Consider the following 21354-nt stretch of genomic DNA (forward strand, 5'->3'; position numbering starts at 1 on the left):
AACGGATTTCGGGTTGCATCAAGACGGTGACACAGCGAATGCCCAGGAGCGTACATCAGTACGTGACAGGGATGAGCGAGGAAAGCCAACACAGATGCAGCCAGAAAGACGACGGGTGTATATCGCACTCGGCAGCAATTTAGCCTCTCCGCTGGAACAGGTTAATGCTGCCGTACAGGCACTGGGAGAAATCCCGGACAGCCGGATCGTCGCCGTATCCTCCTTCTACCGCACGCCACCATTGGGTCCTCAGGATCAACCTGATTACCTGAACGCTGCCGTTGCGCTGGAAACCACGCTCGCGCCTGAAGAGTTGCTCAACCACACGCAGCGTATCGAGTTGCAGCAAGGGCGAGTACGGAAAGCCGAACGCTGGGGTCCGCGCACGTTGGATCTCGACATCATGTTGTTTGGCAACGACGTGATTAATACCGACCGTCTGACCGTTCCGCATTACGATATGAAAAACCGGGGCTTTATGCTGTGGCCGCTGTTTGAAATCGAGCCGGAACTGACTTTCCCGGACGGTACCCGTCTGCATCAGCACCTCACCCTCCTTGGCGCAGAAAAACCTGCCCACTGGTAAATTTTCCCCTCCCCTTTAGCGTTTACTGCTTTCGCGCCAAACGGTTGCTTAAAACCATTGCCCCCCTGAATGTGACTGCTAGAATGCCGGTAAATATGACTTTCACACTTAGGAAATGTTATGAAACCGACGACCATTTCCTTGCTGCAAAAATGCAAGCAAGAGAAAAAGCGCTTCGCGACGATTACGGCCTACGACTACAGCTTCGCTAAACTCTTTGCCGACGAAGGCATCAATGTGATGCTGGTCGGCGACTCACTGGGAATGACAATACAAGGGCACGATTCCACCCTACCGGTCACCGTTGAAGACATCGCCTATCATACCCGGGCAGTACGTCACGGTGCGCCAAACTGCCTGCTGCTTGCCGATCTACCGTTCATGGCCTACGCCACGCCGGAGCAAGCCTTTGCTAACGCGGCGGTGGTGATGCGCGCTGGCGCAAACATGGTCAAGATTGAAGGCGGCGCGTGGCTGGTTGATACGGTGAAAATGCTGACCGAACGTGCGGTCCCGGTGTGCGGTCATCTGGGCTTAACACCCCAGTCGGTGAATATCTTTGGCGGTTATAAAGTGCAGGGCCGTGGCGATGCTGGCCAAACGCTGCTCGACGATGCCCTGGCATTAGAAGCCGCAGGTGCGCAGTTGCTGGTGCTGGAGTGTGTTCCGGTTGAGCTGGCAAAACGCGTGACCGAAGCGCTGTCCATCCCGGTCATCGGCATCGGCGCAGGCAATGTCACCGACGGTCAGATCCTGGTGATGCATGATGCGTTTGGTATTACCGGCGGTCATATTCCGAAATTTGCCAAAAATTTCCTCAATGAAGCGGGCGACATGCGCGCCGCGGTGCGGCAGTATATTACCGAGGTTGAATCCGGCGTTTACCCGGGTGAAGAACACAGTTTCCATTAAGGAGTCAAGGTGTGCTAATTATTGAAACCCTACCGCTGCTGCGCCAGCACGTTCGTCGTCTGCGTCAGGAAGGTAAGCGCGTCGCGTTAGTTCCCACCATGGGCAACCTGCACGATGGTCATATGAAGCTGGTCGATGAAGCCCGGGCTCGAGCGGATGTAGTGATCGCCAGTATTTTCGTTAACCCGATGCAGTTTGACCGCCCGGACGATCTGGTGCGCTACCCGCGTACGCTGCAAGAAGATTGCGAAAAGCTGAACAAACGTAAAGTCGATTACGTCTTTGCTCCAGCCGTAGAAGAAATCTACCCTCAGGGTCTGGAAGGCCACACTTTCGTTGATGTTCCCGGCCTCTCCACCATGCTGGAAGGTGCAAGTCGTCCAGGTCACTTCCGCGGTGTTGCCACCATCGTTAGCAAGCTGTTCAACCTGATCCAGCCTGATATCGCCTGCTTTGGCGAGAAAGACTTTCAGCAGCTGGCGCTAATTCGCAAAATGGTGGCCGATCTGGGTTACGACATTGAAATCGTCGGTGTGCCGATTATTCGCGCCAAAGACGGTTTGGCCCTCAGCTCACGCAACGGCTACCTGACGGCTGAGCAGCGTAAAATCGCCCCAGGCTTGTACAAAGTGATGAGCCGCATTGGGGAAAAATTACAGGCCGGTGAGCGCGATCAGGAAGAGATCATTGCCATTGCCGAGCAGGAGCTGAACGAAAAAGGCTTCCGTGCCGATGACATTCAGATTCGCGATGCCGATACTTTGCTGGCGCTAAGCGAAACCAGTAAGCGAGCAGTAATTCTGGTCGCTGCATGGCTGGGCCAGGCGCGTCTCATCGACAATCAAAGCGTTACATTAGCCCAGTAGACAGGGGCTAAAAATCGGGCAATACTGCCTGAAAATTTCTCAAAGCAGGTCGTTTGTGCCTGCTTTGCCAAGGTAAACGACAGGGTATAGACGTTATGATTCGCACCATGCTGCAAGGCAAGCTTCACCGCGTGAAGGTCACGCAGGCGGACCTGCATTACGAAGGCTCCTGCGCTATTGACCAGGACTTCCTCGATGCTTCCGGTATTCTGGAAAACGAAGCGATTGATATCTGGAACGTGACCAACGGTAAACGTTTCTCTACGTATGCCATTGCGGCTGAACGCGGCTCGAAGATCATCTCCGTGAACGGTGCTGCGGCGCATTGCGCTGAAGTTGGCGACATCGTGATTATCGCCAGCTTCGTGACGATGTCTGATGAAGAAGCGCGAACCTGGCGCCCGAAAGTTGCCTACTTCGAAGGCGATAACGAAATGAAACGTACTGCGAAAGCGATTCCGGTACAGGTTGCCTGATAATATAATAGCCTTGAAATATTTTTCAGGGCTATTATTCATAAAACATATAAAAAGCGCAGAATAATAAATATCACAAAATATATTATATTTTATTAATTAATCCTGTAAAACTTATTTTCGATTTTAACATATTCACCTAAGCCATTCAAACGCTCAATTCTACATTCATTATCAACAATTCTTAATTCCCCCTACCGTCCTTTCAAGAATAAAATGCCCAAACCTAAAATTCTTTAGGCTCCCTCCATTTATTGCCGGGAATATTTAATTTTATATGGATGTTAACAAATGAATAAGTTGAGCATTGCTGCGGCAGCAATTGTTTGCGCACTGGGTTCAGCATCTGCATTCGCAGATGATGTAGGTCTGATCACTTTTGATGGTGCCGTTACTGACACCACCTGCACTATCACCACTAACAACGGTGTTGACGCCAACAACGTCACCATCACCATGCCAGTGGTAAAAGTCAGCGAAGTTGAAGGGGCGACCACTGACACTGGCGGCGTTGGTTCCAAAGAATTCGAACTGCATCTGAGCGGTTGCCCGACAACGCTGACCAAAGCGTCAGCCACCTTCACCTCTCAGCAGTTCGCTGAACTGTCTAACGGTACCCTGAAAACCGATCCGAGCGTTGCTGGACATGCCGATAACGTAAGCCTGGCGCTGTATAACAACGGTTCCAGCAACACTGACCGCATCGAGGTTGGCCTGCCGGCGAACAACACTCAGACAGCAACGCTGGACGAAGGTGTTGGCGTACTGGCTTACCGCGTGGCTTACGTTCCAAGCGCAGACTGGGTGAAAGGGACGACTGATATCACCGCCGGTAAAGTCAGCAGCAACGCTACCTTTACTATGTCCTACGAGTAATCACGCCGTAGTTGGATTATGCGCCTGCCTTTTCCGCAGGCGCATCGCAGGGAGCATATATGCATCGTTACACCCAATTTACCCTCGCTGCTCTGGTATGCGCCAGCGCTGCGTTAAGCACATTTAGCGCCAGTGCGGACATCGTTATCTCCGGCACTCGCGTTGTGTATCCACAGTCATCCAAAGACGTTACCGTCAAGATGGAAAACCGTGGCAACAAACCGCTGCTGGTGCAGTCCTGGCTGGACGACGGTCGTGATACGGTTAATCCACAAGAGCTGAAATTACCGTTTATCGTCACGCCACCGGTCTCGCGCGTTGATCCGTCAAAAGGCCAGACCGTCCGTATTACGTGGACCGGGCAGGCCCTGCCTCAGGATCGGGAATCTCTGTTCTGGTTTAACGTGCTGGAAGTTCCACCAAAGGCAAAAGACGCCAATGCCCAAAACGTCCTGCAGCTCGCGTTCCGCACTCGTATTAAGATGTTTTTTCGCCCGGACGGTTTACAGGGCGATCCGGCCACCGCGGCGGGAAATCTGAAATGGTCACAGCAGGGCGGAACACTGGTTGCCAATAATAGCAGTCCTTATTACGTATCGATGGCAAGCGCCACTATTACGGCAAGCGGTAAGAAAATAAATGTCGATTCCCATACGATCTCACCGCTATCAAGTGAAGTTATTCCGCTAAAAAACACGCCTAATATATCAGGTGGAAAAATAGAATATGCCGCAATTAATGATTTCGGTGGGATAGAGAAGCACCAGGCCAGCATTAATTAATTACCGCGCTGAAGGATATCAGCATCCAGAAGAGATAAGGGAACTATGCTTTTTCGTCGATCATTATTGTGTACAGCTATTTATATTGCACTCCAGTCTCCAGTAATGGCAGAAGAAGCATCTCCAGTTTTAGCGGATGATGTTGAATTTAACGATCAATTTCTCTTCAATACTGGCTCAAACATCGACGTAAGTCGTTATTCAAAAGGCAACCCAGTCCCACCGGGTACCTATAAAACGCAGATCCTGCTGAATGGTCAGCGTAAATTGCTGGGCGATTTTACCTTCAACGATAATGGCACGCCACGCGCTACGCCCTGCTTCACTAGCAAGTTATTGACGCAAATTGGCGTCAAAACAGCAGGGATGGATCTCGAGTCTGCTGAATGTGTCGATCTTGCCAAACAGTTCCCGCAGTCCTCATGGAATTATGATATCGGCACTCAGGAACTGTCACTCTCCATGCCGCAGATTTACGTCCTCAAAAACCCTAACGGATACGTCGATCCTTCGTTATGGCAGGATGGTATTCCGGTGGCAATGTTTTCTTATGATCTCAACAGCTGGCATTCGGAAAACAGCGGTAGCAGCTCTGACTCGGCCTATGCCGGATTAAAATACGGTGCCAATTTTGGCGCATGGCATCTGCGTGCCAGAGGTAACGCGAACTGGGACAAAGACAACGGCAGCGAATACTCTAGCCAGGATATTTATCTACAGCGTGATATCACGGCATTGCGCTCGCAGTTTCTGGTTGGCGACTCCTTTACCCGCGGTGATGCCTTTGATTCCTTCAGCCTGCGCGGCGTTCGCTTTTATAACGATGACCGAATGCTCCCCGGCGGGGCGTCAACCTTCGCCCCGGAAATTCGCGGCGTGGCAAAAAGCAACGCCAAGGTCACGATTAAGCAAAGCGGCAGTAAAATTTATGAAACCACGGTGCCGCCCGGCCCCTTCGCTATCAACGATCTCAGTACCACCGGCTATGGCAGCAATCTGGATGTTTCTATTGAAGAAGCCGACGGCAGCGTGCGCACCTTCTCGGTGCCCTACTCCTCCGTCACACAGATGCTGCGTCCTGGCTATGGTCGCTGGGACGTTGGCGCAGGCGAACTGCACGACAATGGCTTAAAAGAGAAGCCTCGACTGGGCTACGCCAGCGGCTACTACGGCCTGAATAATACCTTCACCGTTTACACCGGTGCTCAGTACATGGACGTCGGCTATTACGCTGGCTTGCTGGGTATCGCCACCAATACGCCAGTGGGTGCCTTCGCTTTTGACGTTACGCACTCAAATACATCGGTCGACGATCTGGACACCCTCACCGGGCAGAGCTATCGCATCACCTGGAGTAAGCTGATTGAAGATTCGCAAACGTCTTTCAACATTGCCGCCTACCGTTTCTCGACTGAAAACTACATGTCGCTGCGCGATGCCGCCACGCTAAACGATAACGTGAAGCACAACGGATCGGATGCAAACAATGAGTTCAGCAATTTCCAGCGCATGAAAAACCAGTTCCAAATCAATATCAGCCAGCCGGTCTCTCTGTGGGATTCCAGCAGCGGGAACCTGTATGTGAACGGGAGTTGGGAGGACTACTGGAACAAGTCGTCATCGACCTCGCAATACAGCATCGGCTACAGCGATTCCTTCTCGTGGGCCAGCTACAGCCTTTCCGTTCAGCGCACCTATAACGAATACGGTGATAAAGACGACAGCGTTTACTTAAGTCTAAGTATTCCGCTGGAAAACCTGTTCGGTCGTAACAAAAGGCCGCTCGGTTTTTCCACCGTCAACATGAGCGTCAACAGTGATCTGAAGTCGAACAATAACTTCGCCACCAGCGCCAACGGTAACACTGACGACTATCGCTTTAACTATAGCGTTAACACCAGCGCCAGCCGTAGTGACAGCGGCTCAATTAACCAGGTTGGCGGCTACGGTAGCTACAACAGTTCACTGGGGCCACTCAGCGTGTCGGCTTCCGCATCCGACGATAACAGCCGTCAATATTCATTAAGTTACAGCGGCGGCATGTTGCTGCACTCCGGCGGCCTGACGCTGGCGCCGAACAGCATCGGCGATACCGACACGCTGGCACTGGTTCACGCTTCGGGTGCCAAAGGCGCACGCTTAACCAATGGCGACGGCGAAATTAACCGCTTTGGCTATGCCATCCAGCCTTATCTGTCCGCTTACCGGGAAAATAATGTAGGCATCAATATCGACAAAATGGAACACGACGTCGAGGTGAAAAACACCAGCTCCGTGGTAATTCCGCGCAGCGGCGCCGTGGTACGGGTGGATTTCGAAACCGATGAAGGACGTTCACTGCTGCTGGAGTTGCAACGTACCGATAACGGCTTTATCCCGCTCGGCGCGGACGTGCAAAACGAGAAGGGTGAATCTATCGGGACCGTCGGGCAGGCCGGTATGGCGTACGTTCGCGGTGTCGTTGATAGCGGCAAACTGCTTGTCATCTGGGGCAGCGGCAGCGACGGACGCTGCACCGTCAACTATCAGCTCGATAGCGAGAAAGCTGAACAGAAAGTTGGCCTTACCCGTCTACTGAGTAACCAACGTTGCCAGATGTAATGGCATTATTTTTACAGGGATTATGAAGATAATGAGACTGAAAAAACTCTACCTACTGGGCTGTAGCGGACTGCTGTTCGCAACCGCATACCCAACCCAGGCGACATCGCTGGATGTCACCTTTACCGCAACGCTACGCGAAACCACCTGTGATATGGCTATCGAAGGCGGCAGTGGTAATGGTCAAAATAACACCATTCCCATTGGCTCGGGCGGAACCGTCAGCCTCGATAAGATTGCCAACGGCGACAGTTCGGCCCAGGCGACTTTTAAGCTGAAAATCACCGAATGCCCGGACAGCTTACAAGGGCTAAAAACCACCATCACGGGTACGCCGTCTAGCTATGCTAACTACATTATTGTCAACGGTTCGGGGGAGGCGGATGCCGCAAGCTTCCTCGGTCTCACTATCGCCAGGGTTTCTGCAACCGATGCGCCTTTCACCATTAACGCCACTGCCGATACAGGCCGGATCATATGGAGCAGCGCGGAAATCAGTGCGAAAGAGGTGCCGTTAGTCGCCACATTAGCGGAAACCCGCACGGGTCAAGGTACCACCGGTGACTTTAGCGCCGTGGCGACCTTCAACTTCACCTACGAATAATCATCAGAAAAGGGATCTCTTGATGAAAAAATTATCATTTCTGGGCGGCGTTGCCGGTGCAATGCTTTTCTCCGCTCACTCTTTTGCCGCAATAACCGGTACCAGCAGCGTTTCGGCAACCTTTACCACGACCATCTCAGCAGGTACCTGTACGGCACAAATTCAGAACACCGGCGGCCAGGCTATCAGTAAGCTGGATTTCGGCGAGGTCTTTAAGTCAGATCTGGTCGCACAAAGCCGCAGCGAGCCGTTCAAAGTGGCCTTTACCGACTGCGCGGGCGTCAAAACCGCCAGCTATCAGGTCGTCTCCGGTACCGGGGGCGGGTGTTCAGGGCCAAGCACTAATGGAGACTCATTCTCTGCTGGTAACGCCACCGGTTTTGAAGTCTGGCAAGGCATAGCCGGAACAGGAACGCTGCTAAGCTGCAATACCAAACCCGCGCAAAAGCTCACCATAAGCGGCAGTACGCTCGATGTTGCTTTCGCCTCCCGTATTGTTATCGCCAAGGATAGAACGATTTCTAACGTCACGACAGGCAGCGTCAGCGCGCCGGTCACGTTTGTTGTCACCTATCAGTAAACCTAGAGGAGTAGAGCCGTCATGCCATTAAACATCCAAATACTCTCTCCACTAGGGAGAGCACTACTGATAATGGGAGTGACTGGCGGACTCTACACTGCCCCCTGCTTTGCGGATGAGGACGCGGGAGGTCTGGACGTCACCCTCACGGCTAACGTCGTGGAGAACACTTGCCAGATCTCCCTCTCCGATAACGGATTGGTACATTTACCTATCGTTTCAAGGAGTTGGTTTTACAACGGCGACGGCACAACACGCCTGCAGCCGGGCGATGCCGACAGCGGCACGCAGTTTAGCGTCAACGTCGAAAGCTGCGCTGATGATACGACAACGGTTAACGCAATGGTGTTCCGCTTTCAGCCGCAAAACGGCACCTGGCCTGCCGAGAGCCAGCAGGTATTTATCAACGACACCCCCGCGGCCACTGGCGGAGCGGAAAACGTCGGTATCGTGATTTTCTCCAGCAGCGATAACCGTAACGTCGTCAATAGCGACGGCAGTTCATCCGTCGCCATTGACGTTTCAACATCAGCCAACTATCTGACCCGTTACGACTTTTACGCCCGCTACCAGAATACCGGCATCGTGAGCGCCGGAAAGATCACCAGCCATGTGCTGGTTGATGCTATTTATCAATAATCAAGGAAGATGACATGATTAAATATCTACTACTCCCGGTAACGCTATTGGCCCTGAATTTTAATGCCAGCGCAAGCACAGAATGCCGCCTCTCACAGAGTGGCAAAAGTGGCACTATGGCGCTGAATGGCGGAGGGACAAACCCAATTTCATTTCACTATGTGAGCGACGACATCTCAGGCTCCATCTATGAACTCACCTATTTTGATCCCTCGCTTGACCGTGATCTCTGGACCTATTGCAATAACGGAAAGGACGGCGTGGCATTTTATATGAATACCACCGAAGCCTCGAGGGTCAATATGACCGATGGCAGAGCGCTTTATCCTACCAATGTCGACGGTATTTACTATGCGGTAAAAATGTATAGCACCGGCGGAGGCGGCGGTTATTTTCCGTCGTCTAGTGGAGGCTCGTGGGTCATGGTCGACAGCGGCAGCATAAGCTACTGGGACAGCAAGCAAATGAAAGCTACCGTAACGCTATATCAGGGTAGCGGGTTTGCTGGAAATGTTAACAACGTCAGCGCGATTACACCAAAAGATTCACGCACGCTGGGGCAAATTCGCATCGGCACCGCAGATTCTGATGATAACAACCCGTGGACCATCAACGTTACGCCGACCAGCTTTAGCGTGCCGGTTTACGCAGCAACCTGCACCGCGGTATCGGCTAATAACGGCACCAACAACGTTGATTTTGGCGAGATCATGATGTCATCACTCAGAGATCTCTACTGGCCTTCTCAGAACTTTACGTTACAGATGAAGTACTGTACCAACACCGTGTGGATGCGTTTTAAACTGACTTCAACGGCCAGTACCACCACTGATATGGGCTATATGCTCCTCAAAAATACGCTGAGTGGCAGCACTGCGGCGAAAGGGATTGGCGTTTACGTGCAAACCAATGCACTAACTCGCGACGGTGAAAATACCTTTAAACCTGGCGCTGAAATCTGGAGCCCAATGACGAGCGTCGCGAATAACGCCTCCTACAACCTGCCCTTTTACGCTAGTATTTACCCACTCAATGACGGTAGCACAATAACCACTGGCGAATTTAAAGCCATCGGCACCTTCACCATCGACTACTTTTGATTACCCCTGCGGCTGGTTACTGATCAGCCGCGACATCGTCTCTAGCGAATCCGTTCTTAAAATATAAAGCCTTTTCAATAAGAACGGATTATCCCCCGGTTTCACCTTCCCTTTCACCGTCGTCACCGCTAAGTGAAACCCCGCCTCTCCTGCCGCTGTCACCGCCGTAGCGTTATAACTGCCAAAGGGGTATGAGAGGTACAGCACATGCGGATTAAACTGCGCCAGCGCGCGCCGCGAACGGGCAAAATCAAACAGGATATTATGGTGGCTACGACTCAGCAGGATCGGCCGACGGTAACCATCTACCCGATGTAAAAAATGGGTATGTGACTGAAAGTCAAACACATCCCTGATGCCATTCAATTCAGAGACGCTCATAAACTGCAGCGATTTTGGATCCCACTTTTGCGGATGCCGCTTAATACGCGACGAGATAATAAACGCCGTTGCTTTCATGCCGTATTGTTTCAACACCGGATACGCATAGCGGCTGACCGACTTCAGGCCATCGTCAAAGGTTACCACCACCGCGCGCGCGGGCAGATTACCGCGGTTACGCACGTAGTCTTCTAACTGGTACATCGTCAGCGTGGTGTAGCCCATATCACGCAGCCAGGTCATCTGGTTACTGAAAGCACGTACGGAAGTGGTCGTCGAGGTATGGCGAAAACGGGTGTTCTCTTCATCACGCAGAATGTGATGGTAAGTCAGCACCGGGATCCCATTATCGGTCTGAGCATCTAAGGCGCTGATATAAGCCAGCCGGTCGCCAATACGGATTTGAAACCACGTCTGGTTCAGCCTGTCTTTCAGCTTGTTTATTATGGGATAGCGCAGATTGTCCGCCAGCACGCCAAACGGCGCACTCCCGGCGTCGGGGGCGTTATAAACCGGCGTATCTTTCCAGGTGATCAGGTTCTGATTACTCAGGGGCTTATTGAGATCGCCCAGTCCATCTTCGACCTTCTGTCGCCCCTGAACGCGCTCCAGATGGCCTTTATCGATAAATCCCTTACCGAAGCCAAAGGTAAACGCGTAATAGTCTTCGCCACCGGGAATGACCGAAAGGATCTGGCCCGCACGAATATTCCCTACCGTCACCATTTTATTGCCAACCTGTGCCCAGACAGCAGCATCTTCAGTGGTTTGCATATAGCGCGCAGGCAACGCCGCAACCGCAAAACCAGAAAACAGGAACATCAGAATAAGCAGAGCACGCATAACCATATGGGATAACCGAGGCGAAAAACCTCGGTTATTGTAGCAAAAGCATTATCAATACCAATGCTTAATACTCATACAAATCATGCTTCAACACAAAGGGGGGATTTTTCTGTTGCTGATGCCACAGGCTGGTGACATCAGGACCGCCGAGGGAAACAATTTGATTGCGAAACGCCGCGCTGCTCATCGATTCTCGCGACAAAAGCATTCGCTCAAGCAATGGATACGTCACGCCTGAGATCACTTCACACTGGGAATGTTTATGGCTCATCAATGCCGCCGCGCGATAAGGCGCAGCACCTGGAATATCCGTCAGGAATATCACACCCTCGCCGGAATCGGTGTCATGCAGGGCATCGCACATCATCCGACTTAACATATTTGAACTCAGTCCACGCCAAAACCCTACCGCCCGACATTGCGCCTGCGGGCCGAACTTTTTTTCCAGACGATGCAGCATATCCTGTGCCGTATCGTCATGACAGGTAATCACCCAACCTAACATTGCCTACCTCCTTAGCAGACAAGTAGTTTATCAGGGTGATAAATACATAACGGTGATAAACATCAAAAGTCTTCCTCTCCCGGTCTGGGAGAGGAAGAAAGAATCAGCTACGTAACCCACGTCCGCGTTGAATCAGATACCAGCAGAGTAAATAAAAGGCGGCAATAAACACCACCAGCACGCCAAAGGTCGTGACCAGCGGTACATCATGAATGCCGAGGAAACCGTAGCGGAAACCACTGATCATGTAGACAATCGGGTTCAGGTGCGACAGTCCCTGCCAGAACGGCGGCAGCAGCGTTAGCGAGTAGAACACGCCGCCCAGATAGGTCAGCGGTGTCAGCACAAAGGTCGGGATCAGGCTGATATCGTCAAAGGTTTTGGCAAAAACCGCATTCAGCAATCCGGCCAGCGAGAACAGGACCGCCGTCAGCACCAGCGTAAGCGCCACAAAGACCCACGAATGTACCTGAAACGGCACAAAGAACAGGGAGATAGCGGTCACCAGAATACCTACGCACAGCCCGCGCGCCACGCCACCACCGACAAAACCGGTAATAATGACGTGCGTCGGTACCGGCGCGACCAGCAGTTCTTCAATGTTGCGTTGAAACTTGGCGCTGAAAAATGACGACGCGACGTTGGCGTACGAATTGGTAATGACCGCCATCATAATCAGCCCCGGTACGATGAACTGCATATAGCTAAAGCCGTGCATTTCGCCGATGCGTGAGCCAATCAAATTACCGAAGATAATAAAATACAGCGTCATGGTAATGACCGGTGGGACCAGCGTCTGGATCCAGATCCGCATAAAACGGTGGATCTCTTTCGCCCAGATGCTTTTCAGTGCGACCCAGTAAAGCTGCATCATGTGCGATCTCCTTGTTTGTCATGCACCAGAGAAACAAACAGCTCCTCCAGTCGGTTCGCCTTGTTACGCATACTCAATACCTGAACGCCCTGGGCGCTCAGCTGGGAAAACACGCTGTTTACCCCCTGCTCTCTCAGCACTTCGACTTCCAGCGTGGAAGTATCAACCAGACGGTATTGATAGCCCTCCAGTTTGGGCAACGGGCTTTTCGCTGCTAAATCGAGAATAAAGGTCTCGGATTTCAGTTTGGAAAGCAGGTTTTTCATCGACGTATTCTCCACCAGCTCACCATGCTGAATAATACCGATATTACGGCACAGCATTTCCGCCTCTTCGAGGTAGTGGGTGGTCAGAATAATCGTCGTGCCTTTGTCGTTTAAATCTTTTAAAAATCCCCACATTGAACGACGCAGTTCGATATCAACGCCCGCCGTCGGTTCATCGAGGATCAGCAGCTTCGGCTCATGCATCAAGGCACGGGCGATCATCAAACGTCGCTTCATACCGCCGGACAGCATACGCGCCCGTTCGTTACGCTTTTCCCACAGATCGAGCTGTTTTAGATAAATTTCGCTGCGTTTTACCGCCTCTTTATACTCAACGCCGTAATAGCCCGCCTGGTTCACCACGATCTGCTGCACGGTTTCAAACGGGTTAAAGTTAAACTCCTGCGGCACGAGCCCAAGCTGGCGTTTAGCGTTAACCGTATCTTTTTCAAGATCGTAGCCAAAGACGCTCACCCGCCCTGAGGATTTGTTCACCAGCGAGCTGATAATCCCGATGGTGGTGGACTTTCCTGCGCCGTTAGGACCTAAAAGCGCATAAAAATCACCCGCTTCGACTTGCAAATCTATGCCGCGTAGCGCCTGAACGCCACCGGGATAAGTCTTTTTAAGTTGTTGAAGTTCCAGAGCAATGGTCATGGTTTTTTACTTACCTTACATTCTAATACTTGATATTTGGTTTTAATAAATCAGGAGTTACCCTATATTAGCGCAACGCAATTTACTGGGTTACAGCCTCCATGAAAGACATAGATACACTTATCAGCAACAATGCACTATGGTCAAAGATGCTGATAGAAGAGGACCCCGGATTTTTTGAAACGCTGACGCATGCGCAGAATCCGCGCTTTCTATGGATTGGATGCTCCGATAGCCGCGTTCCCGCGGAACGTTTAACCGGTCTTGAACCGGGCGAATTATTTGTTCACCGTAATGTCGCCAATCTGGTAATTCATACCGATCTGAACTGCCTCTCAGTGGTTCAGTATGCGGTTGATGTGCTGGAAGTGGAACACATTATTATTTGTGGGCACTACGGTTGCGGTGGCGTACAGGCCGCCATTGAAAATACAGAATTGGGACTGATTGATAACTGGTTGCTGCATATCCGCGATATCTGGTTTAAACACAGCTCACTGCTCGGGGAAATGCCGCCGGAGCGTCGTATTGATACACTGTGCGAGCTGAATGTCATGGAGCAGGTCTACAACCTGGGCCACTCCACCATCATGCGTTCAGCCTGGAAGCGTGGTCAGAAGGTCACTATTCACGGATGGGCCTACGGTATTCATGATGGCCTACTTCGCGATCTGGACGTGACCGCCACCAGCCGTGAATCCCTGGAACAGCGCTACCGACAGGGGCTGTCAAACCTCAGCCAAAAGCACAGTAACCATAAGTAACGCAACATTGCCGGGGGGCGGCTACGCCTTACCCGGCCTACAAAACGCTCACCATCAGGCACGTTCGCAGTTTTACTCGTCCAGCAGTACCACTTTGCCAACATACGGCAGATGGCGATAACGCTGGGCGTAGTCAATGCCATAACCGACAACAAACTCATCCGGAATGGAAAAGCCGATAAATTCGACTGGAACATTCACTTCACGACGGGAGGGTTTGTCCAGCAGCGTACAAATAGCCAGAGATTTCGGCTCGCGCAGGCTGAGGATTTCACGCACTTTTGACAGCGTGTTACCGGAGTCGATGATATCTTCGACAATCAGTACATCTTTACCACGAATGTCTTCATCCAGGTCTTTGAGGATTTTAACATCACGGGTAGTCGACATGCCGCTGCCGTAGCTTGAGGCAGTCATGAAGTCGACTTCGTGGGAGACATGCACTTCACGGCACAGGTCTGCCATAAACATAAATGAGCCGCGTAACAGACCAACCAGCACCATGTCACTGCCGCTGTCCTTGTAACGTTCGTTAATCTGACGCCCGAGTTCAGCAATGCGCGCTTTGATCTCCGCTTCCGGGATCATGACTTCTACAGTATGTTTCATATCTCTAACCATATGATTTAAAAACAAATCACTCAATGCTCACTCTTAATAAGACAGCATCTAAGCGCAAGGTACGAAGTATACCAGTAAAAGCCTTTATTCGCGGCATCTGTTGTCCTATGACGGTATCTTTACCCCACATCAGAACAGAGAACATGGGTCTTCCCTGGCCGCCCTGGGCAAGACTCAATAAAAATACCCGCTATTTACTGCGGGTATTTTATTGCTCTCAGATTTTTGACAACAATCACTTATCAAATTTAAGAGACATTAACGATGCTTTCGCCACATCCTGATATTGTTCAACCAAATCTTTGGTCATATTAAAAGCGACCTGCACGGCTTTATCTTTTTCCGACGTTACCAGCATCATATTCAGGATTTCGGTATCCGGCGCCTGGGAGCGGAAGGTAATCAGCCAGGCTTTATGCCCATCCACGGTCACGGCTTCCGCCTGCGGTTTGAAGTTAGTCAGCATTTTTAGCATCGCATCTTTCGCTTGATCCAACTGTGATGCGGGCAACGCGCTGCGCCCGGCGGTCATCCCTAAAGAGGCCTTGCCACGCTCGTCGCCATAAATAACCTGCGGACGATTTTCCGAAGGGTATTTAATTTTCGCCATTTCGTCGGACATTGGCGTCAGCGTTTGCGGAATTTCGATACTCAAATTGAGCTGCGGGATATTCTGGCGTTGCATTTTCATTTCGGCATGCGCTGAAATTGCCACCATCATGACAAAAGATGCGGTGAGTACCTTGCGGAAAAGATCCATTCTAACCTCATGATTTATTATTAATCATATCAGTATATCCGCCGCGCTAATGAATGAAACGGTAAATGCCCATTTTAAGAACATCCTGTTTTACCGGATGGCAAAAATACCATCCGGCCATTTTGTTACACGGTAAAGCCGAGCATCATGCCGGTATCTTCATGTTCTAACAGATGGCAGTGCGCCATATAGGCATGCTCTTTCGGTGCGTCGTGATCAAACTTCACTAACACTTCGCTGACGCCGCCTTCAACACGAACAGTATCCTTCCAGCCCGCACGGTGCGCGGCCGGTGCTTTACCGTTCTCAGACAGAATGCGGAATTGGGTGCCGTGAATATGGAACGGATGCAGCATCATGTCGCCCTGCCCGGAAATCACCCAGCGTTCGTGCTGACCTTTCGTCGCGGCAAACATCGGTTTATTCATATCAAATGCCTGGCCATTAATGCGGTTGGCATTATGGAAATCGAACGTCCCGCCGTGGTCCATGCTGCCCATATTGCCGTGATTCATATTACCGTGATTCATGTTGCCATGATTCATTTTACCGTGGCCCATCTCGCCATTATTCATATGCCCCATCATCTGCCCATGCCCCATGCCTGCCATGGCCTGGTCGCCATATTTCTGCATCAGCATTTGCATGCCCATCATGTCGAGCATCGGGTCCATAGACAGCTGCAGCCTGCGCACCGTCAGTCCTTCCAGTGAAGGCAAGGCTGGCAGGGTGGTCAACGTGTCCGGCAGCGTACCGGAAGCGGTGATACGCAATGGCTGGATGCGCATCACCGGATGCGGCTTATCAAAGGGCGCAATCGCCATCCCCATCTGACTCACCGGCAGCGTGACCAGATCAAAAGCTTTGCCATCGCTGATATCCACCAGCACTTCAAACCGTTCGCCCATCAGCATGGGCAGCTCGGAGACTTTCACCGGCTCTGCCAACAGTCCGCCGTCGCTGGCAATGACGTACAGTGGACGGTTGTCGCTGGCCGCCACGTTTAGTGAGCGGGCGTTACAGCCATTCAGCAAACGCAGACGCAGCCAACCGCGCGGCGCGGCATGCTGCGGATACATCGCCCCGTTAGTCAGCAGCGTATCGCCAAACCACCCGACGGCGGCGGTCATCATATCCAGCTGATAGTTAATTTGTCCGTCTGCGGAGAACTGTTTGTCCTGAATAATCACCGGAACATCATCAATGCCCCACTGTTTCGGCAACAGCAGTTTGTGGATGTCCTCATCTTCAATCAGCACCAGTCCGGCCAGCCCCATCGCCACCTGACGACCGGTTTTGCCGTGCTGATGTGGGTGGAACCAGCAGGTCGCTGCCCGTTGTTCGGGCGTGAAGGTCACAGAACGTTTCCCGCCCGCCTGAATAACCCCTTGCGGTCCGCCATCGACGTCGCCGGGAATTTCCAGGCCGTGCCAGTGCAGCGTCGTCTCTTCGGCCAGCTGATTATGGATATCAACGGTGACCGCTTTACCTTTCTGCAGTTTCAGCGCCGGTCCCAGTAAATTACCGTTATATCCCCAGGTGGTCGCGGTTTTACCTGCAAAGGTCGACTGCCCGGCTTGAACGATCAACTGTATACGATCGGCAGCATCTGTCGTTAACAGATCAGGGATAGGTAAAGCAGGACGCTCAGCAGCGAAAACCGAACGGCTCCAGAGAGGTAACGCTGACGCGACGCCCAGCGCCACGGAGTACTTTAAAAAGTCACGACGTTGCATAATCACTTCCTTATATTCAGCAGCTTAAGCAGGCTATCTTTTAAGCATAAGCCTTCCCCTTACGGGAAGGTCAAGTGAACCGCTGATAATAAAGGTCGTCGCTTCGCTCGCAGTGTGCTAACGTTTAAATTCCGTGATGCAGTGGTAGAAGCAATGAAGACGTTTTTCAGAACAATTTTGTTCGGCAGCCTGATGGCCGTATGCGCAAATAGCTACGCGCTCAGCGAGTCCGAAGCCGAAGATATGGCCGATTTAACGGCAGTGTTTGTCTTTCTGAAAAATGACTGTGGATACCAGAATTTGCCCAATGGGCAGATCCGTCGCGCACTGGTCTTTTTTGCCCAGCAGAACCAGTGGGACCTCAGTAATTACGACACCTTCGACATGAAATCACTCGGTGAAGACAGCTATCGCGATTTAAGCGGTATCGGGATCCCGGTTGCCAAAAAGTGCAAAGCGCTAGCGCGTGACTCCCTGAGCCTGTTGGCCTACGTTAAATAATGTGATGCCGGATGGCGCTTGCGCTTATCCGGCCTACAAAATACATCCGACGGCAATCATTATTTCTGCTGAACAAACTCGCGGTATGCCGCCACTACCTGAAGGAAATCTTCGACGCCGCACAGAGACAAACTCTCTTCGTCGTAGTAGTTCATCCCTTCTTCCATTTCGTCGCCCGTAAACTCCAGTTGATTGGCACGCACCATCACTTCTTCGCCATCCAGCCAGAGCGTGTACTCATGCCCTGCCCGCTGCCAGGAACGCTCACTGCCTTTTACCGCACGCGCTGCCTGTTCCACTTCATCCAGTAAGGCCAGGTTCTCTTTCACTTCTTCATTAAACCAGTGCCCTACCACTTCGTGGCCCATGGACATTCGCACTTTTACCACTCCGGTAATATCGCGCAGAAATTCGTAATCCATAATGTGTTCCTCTGCTCCCGGCAGTGCGCCAATACCGCACTGCACCTTGCTGTAATTATCGCAGCAGCGCGGCAGAAAAAAAGCGTAACGGGTATAAGGAATAGAAATAAAAATGCCCGAAGAAGGTGACCTCTCCGGGCATTGATGCGTTTTTGTGCAAAATCCGCTAGCGAATTATACCGCCGTCTGGAAAATCACGCTGTCCGCTTTCTCGGTGTACTGAGAGAGCTGGTCAAAGTTCAGATAACGGTAGGTATCCACGGCGGTTTTATCCACCTGGGCAACATAGGTCTGATACTCTTCCGCCGTTGGCAGCTTACCAATCAGCGCCGCCACGGCCGCCAGTTCCGCAGACGCCAGATAAACGTTCGCGCCGGTACCTAAACGGTTCGGGAAGTTACGCGTTGACGTTGACACCACGGTCGCACCGTCGGCCACACGCGCCTGGTTACCCATGCACAGTGAACAGCCCGGGATCTCAATACGCGCCCCGCTCTTACCAAAGACGCTGTAATAGCCCTCTTCGGTCAGCTGTGCGGCATCCATACGGGTTGGCGGTGCCACCCACAGACGGGTCGGCAGCTGGCCTTTATGCGCATCCAGCAGCTTACCTGCGGCACGGAAGTGACCAATGTTGGTCATGCAGGAACCGATGAACACTTCGTCGATCTTCTCACCCTGCACGTCAGACAGCAGACGCGCGTCGTCAGGATCGTTCGGCGCACACAGGATTGGCTCTTTGATATCCGCCAGATCGATGTCGATCACTGCCGCATAATCTGCGTCAGCGTCGGCTTCGAGCAGCTGTGGATCCGCCAGCCATTTTTCCATGCCCTGGATACGACGTTCCAGCGTACGACGGTCACCGTAACCTTCTGCGATCATCCACTTCAGCAGGACGATGTTAGATGTCAGGTACTCAACGATCGGCTCTTTGTTCAGCTTAATGGTACAGCCAGCAGCAGAACGCTCAGCGGACGCATCGGTCAGTTCAAATGCCTGCTCGACTTTCAGATCCGGCAGGCCTTCGATTTCCAGGATGCGGCCGGAGAAGATGTTTTTCTTACCTTTCTTCTCAACGGTCAGCAGGCCCTGCTTGATCGCGTACAGCGGGATCGCATGGACCAGATCGCGCAGGGTGATACCCGGCTGCATTTTGCCTTTGAAGCGCACCAGCACTGACTCCGGCATATCCAGCGGCATCACGCCGGTTGCAGCGGCAAACGCTACCAGACCAGAACCCGCCGGGAAGGAAATACCGATCGGGAAACGGGTATGCGAGTCACCACCGGTACCGACGGTATCCGGCAGCAGCATGCGGTTCAGCCACGAGTGAATAACACCATCGCCCGGACGCAGCGAGACGCCGCCACGGTTCATGATGAAGTCAGGCAGTGTGTGGTGCGTGGTCACGTCAACCGGCTTCGGATAGGCGGCGGTATGACAGAACGACTGCATCACCAGGTCTGCGGAGAAGCCCAGGCACGCCAGGTCTTTCAGTTCATCACGGGTCATTGGACCGGTGGTGTCCTGAGAACCTACAGAGGTCATTTTCGGTTCGCAGTAAGCACCCGGACGAATACCGGTAACACCGCAGGCACGCCCGACCATTTTCTGTGCCAGCGAGTAGCCGCGGTTGCTTTCCGCCACGTCTTTCGCCTGACGGAATACGTCGCTGTGCGGCAGACCCAGCGCTTCACGCGCTTTGGTGGTCAGGCCGCGACCGATGATCAGCGGAATACGGCCACCGGCGCGTACCTCGTCAATCAGCACATCGGTTTTCAGCTCAAAGGTCGCCAGCAGTTCATTGGTTTCATGGTTACGCACTTCACCTTTGAGTGGGTAAACGTCAATCACGTCGCCCATGTTCAGGTTGTTTACGTCCACTTCAATCGGCAGCGCGCCTGCATCTTCCATGGTGTTGAAGAAGATTGGCGCAATTTTACCACCGAGGCACAGACCACCGCCGCGCTTGTTCGGCACGTTCGGGATGTCATCGCCCATGAACCACAGTACGGAGTTGGTCGCAGATTTACGTGAAGAACCGGTGCCGACAACGTCGCCAACGTAGGCCAGTGGGTAGCCTTTCTTCTGCAGTTCTTCAATCTGTTTGATCGGACCAACGGCACCCGGTTGATCTGGCTCAATGCCTTCGCGGGCGTTTTTCAACATCGCCAGCGCGTGCAGCGGGATATCCGGACGCGACCATGCATCCGGAGCCGGAGACAGGTCGTCGGTATTGGTTTCGCCGGTCACTTTGAACACGGTAACGGTCATTTTCTCAGCGAGTGCTGGACGGTTCAGGAACCATTCGGCATCGGCCCAGGACTGCATTACCTGCTTCGCGTAGGCGTTGCCCGCTTTGGCTTTTTCTTCTACGTCATAGAAGTTATCGAACATCAGCAGCGTATGGGACAGTGCTTTAGCGGCAATCGGCGCCAGTTTCGCATCGTCCAGCGCGTCAATCAGCGGATGAATGTTGTATCCGCCTTGCATGGTGCCCAGCAGTTCAATGGCTTTCTCTGGTGTCACCAGCGGGGACATAGTGTCGCCTTTCGCGACGGCAGCAAGAAAACCCGCTTTAACATAAGCGGCTTCATCTACGCCAGGAGGAACGCGGTTGATCAACAGGTCTAACAGGAATTCTTCTTCGCCCACAGGCGGGGTCTTCAGCAGCTCGACAAGTGCGGCCATTTGGGTTGCGTCTAACGGTTTTGGCACAATCCCTAAGGCGGCACGCTCAGCTACGTGCTTACGGTATTCTTCTAGCACGACGGTATCTCCTCGCTCTCATTGTCATATGCGGTAGGCGATTCTCTTCACGCTCCTGTGAGACAGCAGTTTGTAGGGTAAATGCCCGGTACCGCATAAGGCACAATAACAGGATTTTCACTAAGTGTTAATCCGTTTACAAAAAAGCAACATAAAAAATTGGCTGAATCGTTAAGAATGGTATAGCAAGGAGGCGAGGCAAATTTGTGTCCCCTCCCACTCTCTTA

Annotated in this window: 22 protein-coding genes; 13 read left to right on the top strand and 9 right to left on the bottom strand. The window is 52.3% G+C overall.

The genetic code is table 11. The annotated features are described in order from the left end of the window. Positions 1-94: 94 nt before the first annotated feature. The 11 genes from folK (at position 95) to IB214_RS20035 (ending at position 10022) form a co-directional block, all read left to right on the top strand. The gene (folK, locus tag IB214_RS19985) at positions 95-586 is read left to right on the top strand and encodes a 2-amino-4-hydroxy-6-hydroxymethyldihydropteridine diphosphokinase (RefSeq protein WP_117342295.1); all 492 of its coding nucleotides are present in this window, start codon (positions 95-97) and stop codon (positions 584-586) included. Between the two features lie 120 nt (positions 587-706). Then, positions 707-1498: a 3-methyl-2-oxobutanoate hydroxymethyltransferase gene (panB, locus tag IB214_RS19990; protein WP_117342296.1), complete on the top strand. Its 792-nt coding sequence runs from the start codon at positions 707-709 to the stop codon at positions 1496-1498. 11 nt (positions 1499-1509) lie between these two features. Next, positions 1510-2364: a pantoate--beta-alanine ligase gene (gene panC, locus IB214_RS19995; RefSeq protein WP_115259425.1), complete on the top strand. Its 855-nt coding sequence runs from the start codon at positions 1510-1512 to the stop codon at positions 2362-2364. A 95-nt stretch (positions 2365-2459) separates the two neighbouring features. After that, the gene (panD, locus tag IB214_RS20000) at positions 2460-2840 is read left to right on the top strand and encodes an aspartate 1-decarboxylase (RefSeq protein WP_023178331.1); all 381 of its coding nucleotides are present in this window, start codon (positions 2460-2462) and stop codon (positions 2838-2840) included. Positions 2841-3131: 291 nt separating this feature from the next. Then, positions 3132-3716: a fimbrial protein gene (locus IB214_RS20005; protein WP_117342297.1), complete on the top strand. Its 585-nt coding sequence runs from the start codon at positions 3132-3134 to the stop codon at positions 3714-3716. A gap of 59 nt (positions 3717-3775) precedes the next feature. Continuing rightward, the gene (locus IB214_RS20010; RefSeq protein ID WP_117342298.1) at positions 3776-4498 is read left to right on the top strand and encodes a fimbrial chaperone; all 723 of its coding nucleotides are present in this window, start codon (positions 3776-3778) and stop codon (positions 4496-4498) included. A gap of 45 nt (positions 4499-4543) precedes the next feature. Then, entirely contained in the window at positions 4544-7099 is a 2556-nt protein-coding gene (locus IB214_RS20015) for an outer membrane usher protein (RefSeq protein WP_115259428.1), read from the top strand. Between the two features lie 22 nt (positions 7100-7121). Continuing rightward, on the top strand, positions 7122-7703 hold the full coding sequence (locus IB214_RS20020; RefSeq protein WP_117342299.1) for a fimbrial protein: 582 nt from the start codon (positions 7122-7124) through the stop codon (positions 7701-7703). 22 nt (positions 7704-7725) lie between these two features. Beyond that, a complete protein-coding gene (locus tag IB214_RS20025; protein WP_117342300.1) occupies positions 7726-8283 on the top strand; it encodes a fimbrial protein in 558 nt (185 codons plus the stop codon). A gap of 21 nt (positions 8284-8304) precedes the next feature. Further along, positions 8305-8922, top strand: coding sequence for a fimbrial-like protein (locus IB214_RS20030; RefSeq protein ID WP_223240162.1), 618 nt, complete (start codon positions 8305-8307; stop codon positions 8920-8922). A 14-nt stretch (positions 8923-8936) separates the two neighbouring features. Further along, positions 8937-10022: a fimbrial protein gene (locus tag IB214_RS20035; protein WP_117342302.1), complete on the top strand. Its 1086-nt coding sequence runs from the start codon at positions 8937-8939 to the stop codon at positions 10020-10022. Here IB214_RS20035 and IB214_RS20040 read toward each other — a convergent pair whose 3' ends face one another. The 4 genes from IB214_RS20040 to IB214_RS20055 form a co-directional block, all read right to left on the bottom strand. After that, positions 10023-11252: a polysaccharide deacetylase family protein gene (locus IB214_RS20040; RefSeq protein WP_117342303.1), complete on the bottom strand. Its 1230-nt coding sequence runs from the start codon at positions 11250-11252 to the stop codon at positions 10023-10025. It abuts the gene before it with no gap. Positions 11253-11313: 61 nt separating this feature from the next. Then, positions 11314-11754 carry a PTS sugar transporter subunit IIA gene (locus IB214_RS20045; protein WP_117342304.1) on the bottom strand — a complete coding sequence of 147 codons (441 nt, stop codon included), beginning with the start codon at positions 11752-11754 and terminating at the stop codon, positions 11314-11316. A 103-nt stretch (positions 11755-11857) separates the two neighbouring features. Further along, positions 11858-12628 (bottom strand): ABC transporter permease, encoded by a 771-nt coding sequence (locus IB214_RS20050; RefSeq protein ID WP_096758268.1) that lies wholly within the window; start codon positions 12626-12628, stop codon positions 11858-11860. Continuing rightward, positions 12625-13551 (bottom strand): ABC transporter ATP-binding protein, encoded by a 927-nt coding sequence (locus IB214_RS20055; RefSeq protein WP_096758269.1) that lies wholly within the window; start codon positions 13549-13551, stop codon positions 12625-12627. Before IB214_RS20055 ends, IB214_RS20050 begins: the two co-directional genes overlap by 4 nt. A gap of 101 nt (positions 13552-13652) precedes the next feature. On the opposite strand from IB214_RS20055, the gene can reads away from it, so the two are divergent. After that, on the top strand, positions 13653-14315 hold the full coding sequence (can, locus tag IB214_RS20060; protein WP_096758270.1) for a carbonate dehydratase: 663 nt from the start codon (positions 13653-13655) through the stop codon (positions 14313-14315). A gap of 72 nt (positions 14316-14387) precedes the next feature. On the opposite strand, the gene hpt is transcribed toward can, so the two are convergent. The 3 genes from hpt to cueO all read right to left on the bottom strand — a co-directional run bounded on the left by hpt (position 14388) and on the right by cueO (position 17432). Continuing rightward, complete coding sequence (gene hpt / locus IB214_RS20065; RefSeq protein WP_003018658.1) at positions 14388-14924, bottom strand: hypoxanthine phosphoribosyltransferase; 537 nt, start codon at positions 14922-14924, stop codon at positions 14388-14390. 247 nt (positions 14925-15171) lie between these two features. Then, complete coding sequence (locus IB214_RS20070) at positions 15172-15696, bottom strand: hypothetical protein (RefSeq protein WP_096758271.1); 525 nt, start codon at positions 15694-15696, stop codon at positions 15172-15174. 125 nt (positions 15697-15821) lie between these two features. Continuing rightward, positions 15822-17432: a multicopper oxidase CueO gene (cueO, locus tag IB214_RS20075; RefSeq protein WP_117342305.1), complete on the bottom strand. Its 1611-nt coding sequence runs from the start codon at positions 17430-17432 to the stop codon at positions 15822-15824. Between the two features lie 153 nt (positions 17433-17585). Between cueO and IB214_RS20080 the strand changes: the two genes are divergently transcribed. Next, positions 17586-17933: a YacC family pilotin-like protein gene (locus IB214_RS20080; protein WP_096758273.1), complete on the top strand. Its 348-nt coding sequence runs from the start codon at positions 17586-17588 to the stop codon at positions 17931-17933. Positions 17934-17992: 59 nt separating this feature from the next. Here the strand turns inward: IB214_RS20080 and yacL are convergent, their stop codons facing one another. After that, the gene (gene yacL / locus IB214_RS20085) at positions 17993-18355 is read right to left on the bottom strand and encodes a protein YacL (RefSeq protein ID WP_096758276.1); all 363 of its coding nucleotides are present in this window, start codon (positions 18353-18355) and stop codon (positions 17993-17995) included. 174 nt (positions 18356-18529) lie between these two features. Further along, complete coding sequence (gene acnB, locus IB214_RS20090) at positions 18530-21127, bottom strand: bifunctional aconitate hydratase 2/2-methylisocitrate dehydratase (RefSeq protein WP_096758277.1); 2598 nt, start codon at positions 21125-21127, stop codon at positions 18530-18532. Positions 21128-21354: the final 227 nt, after the last annotated feature.

Source organism: Citrobacter sp. C1 (assembly GCF_014596895.2).
GTDB classification, from domain to species: domain Bacteria; phylum Pseudomonadota; class Gammaproteobacteria; order Enterobacterales; family Enterobacteriaceae; genus Citrobacter; species Citrobacter gillenii.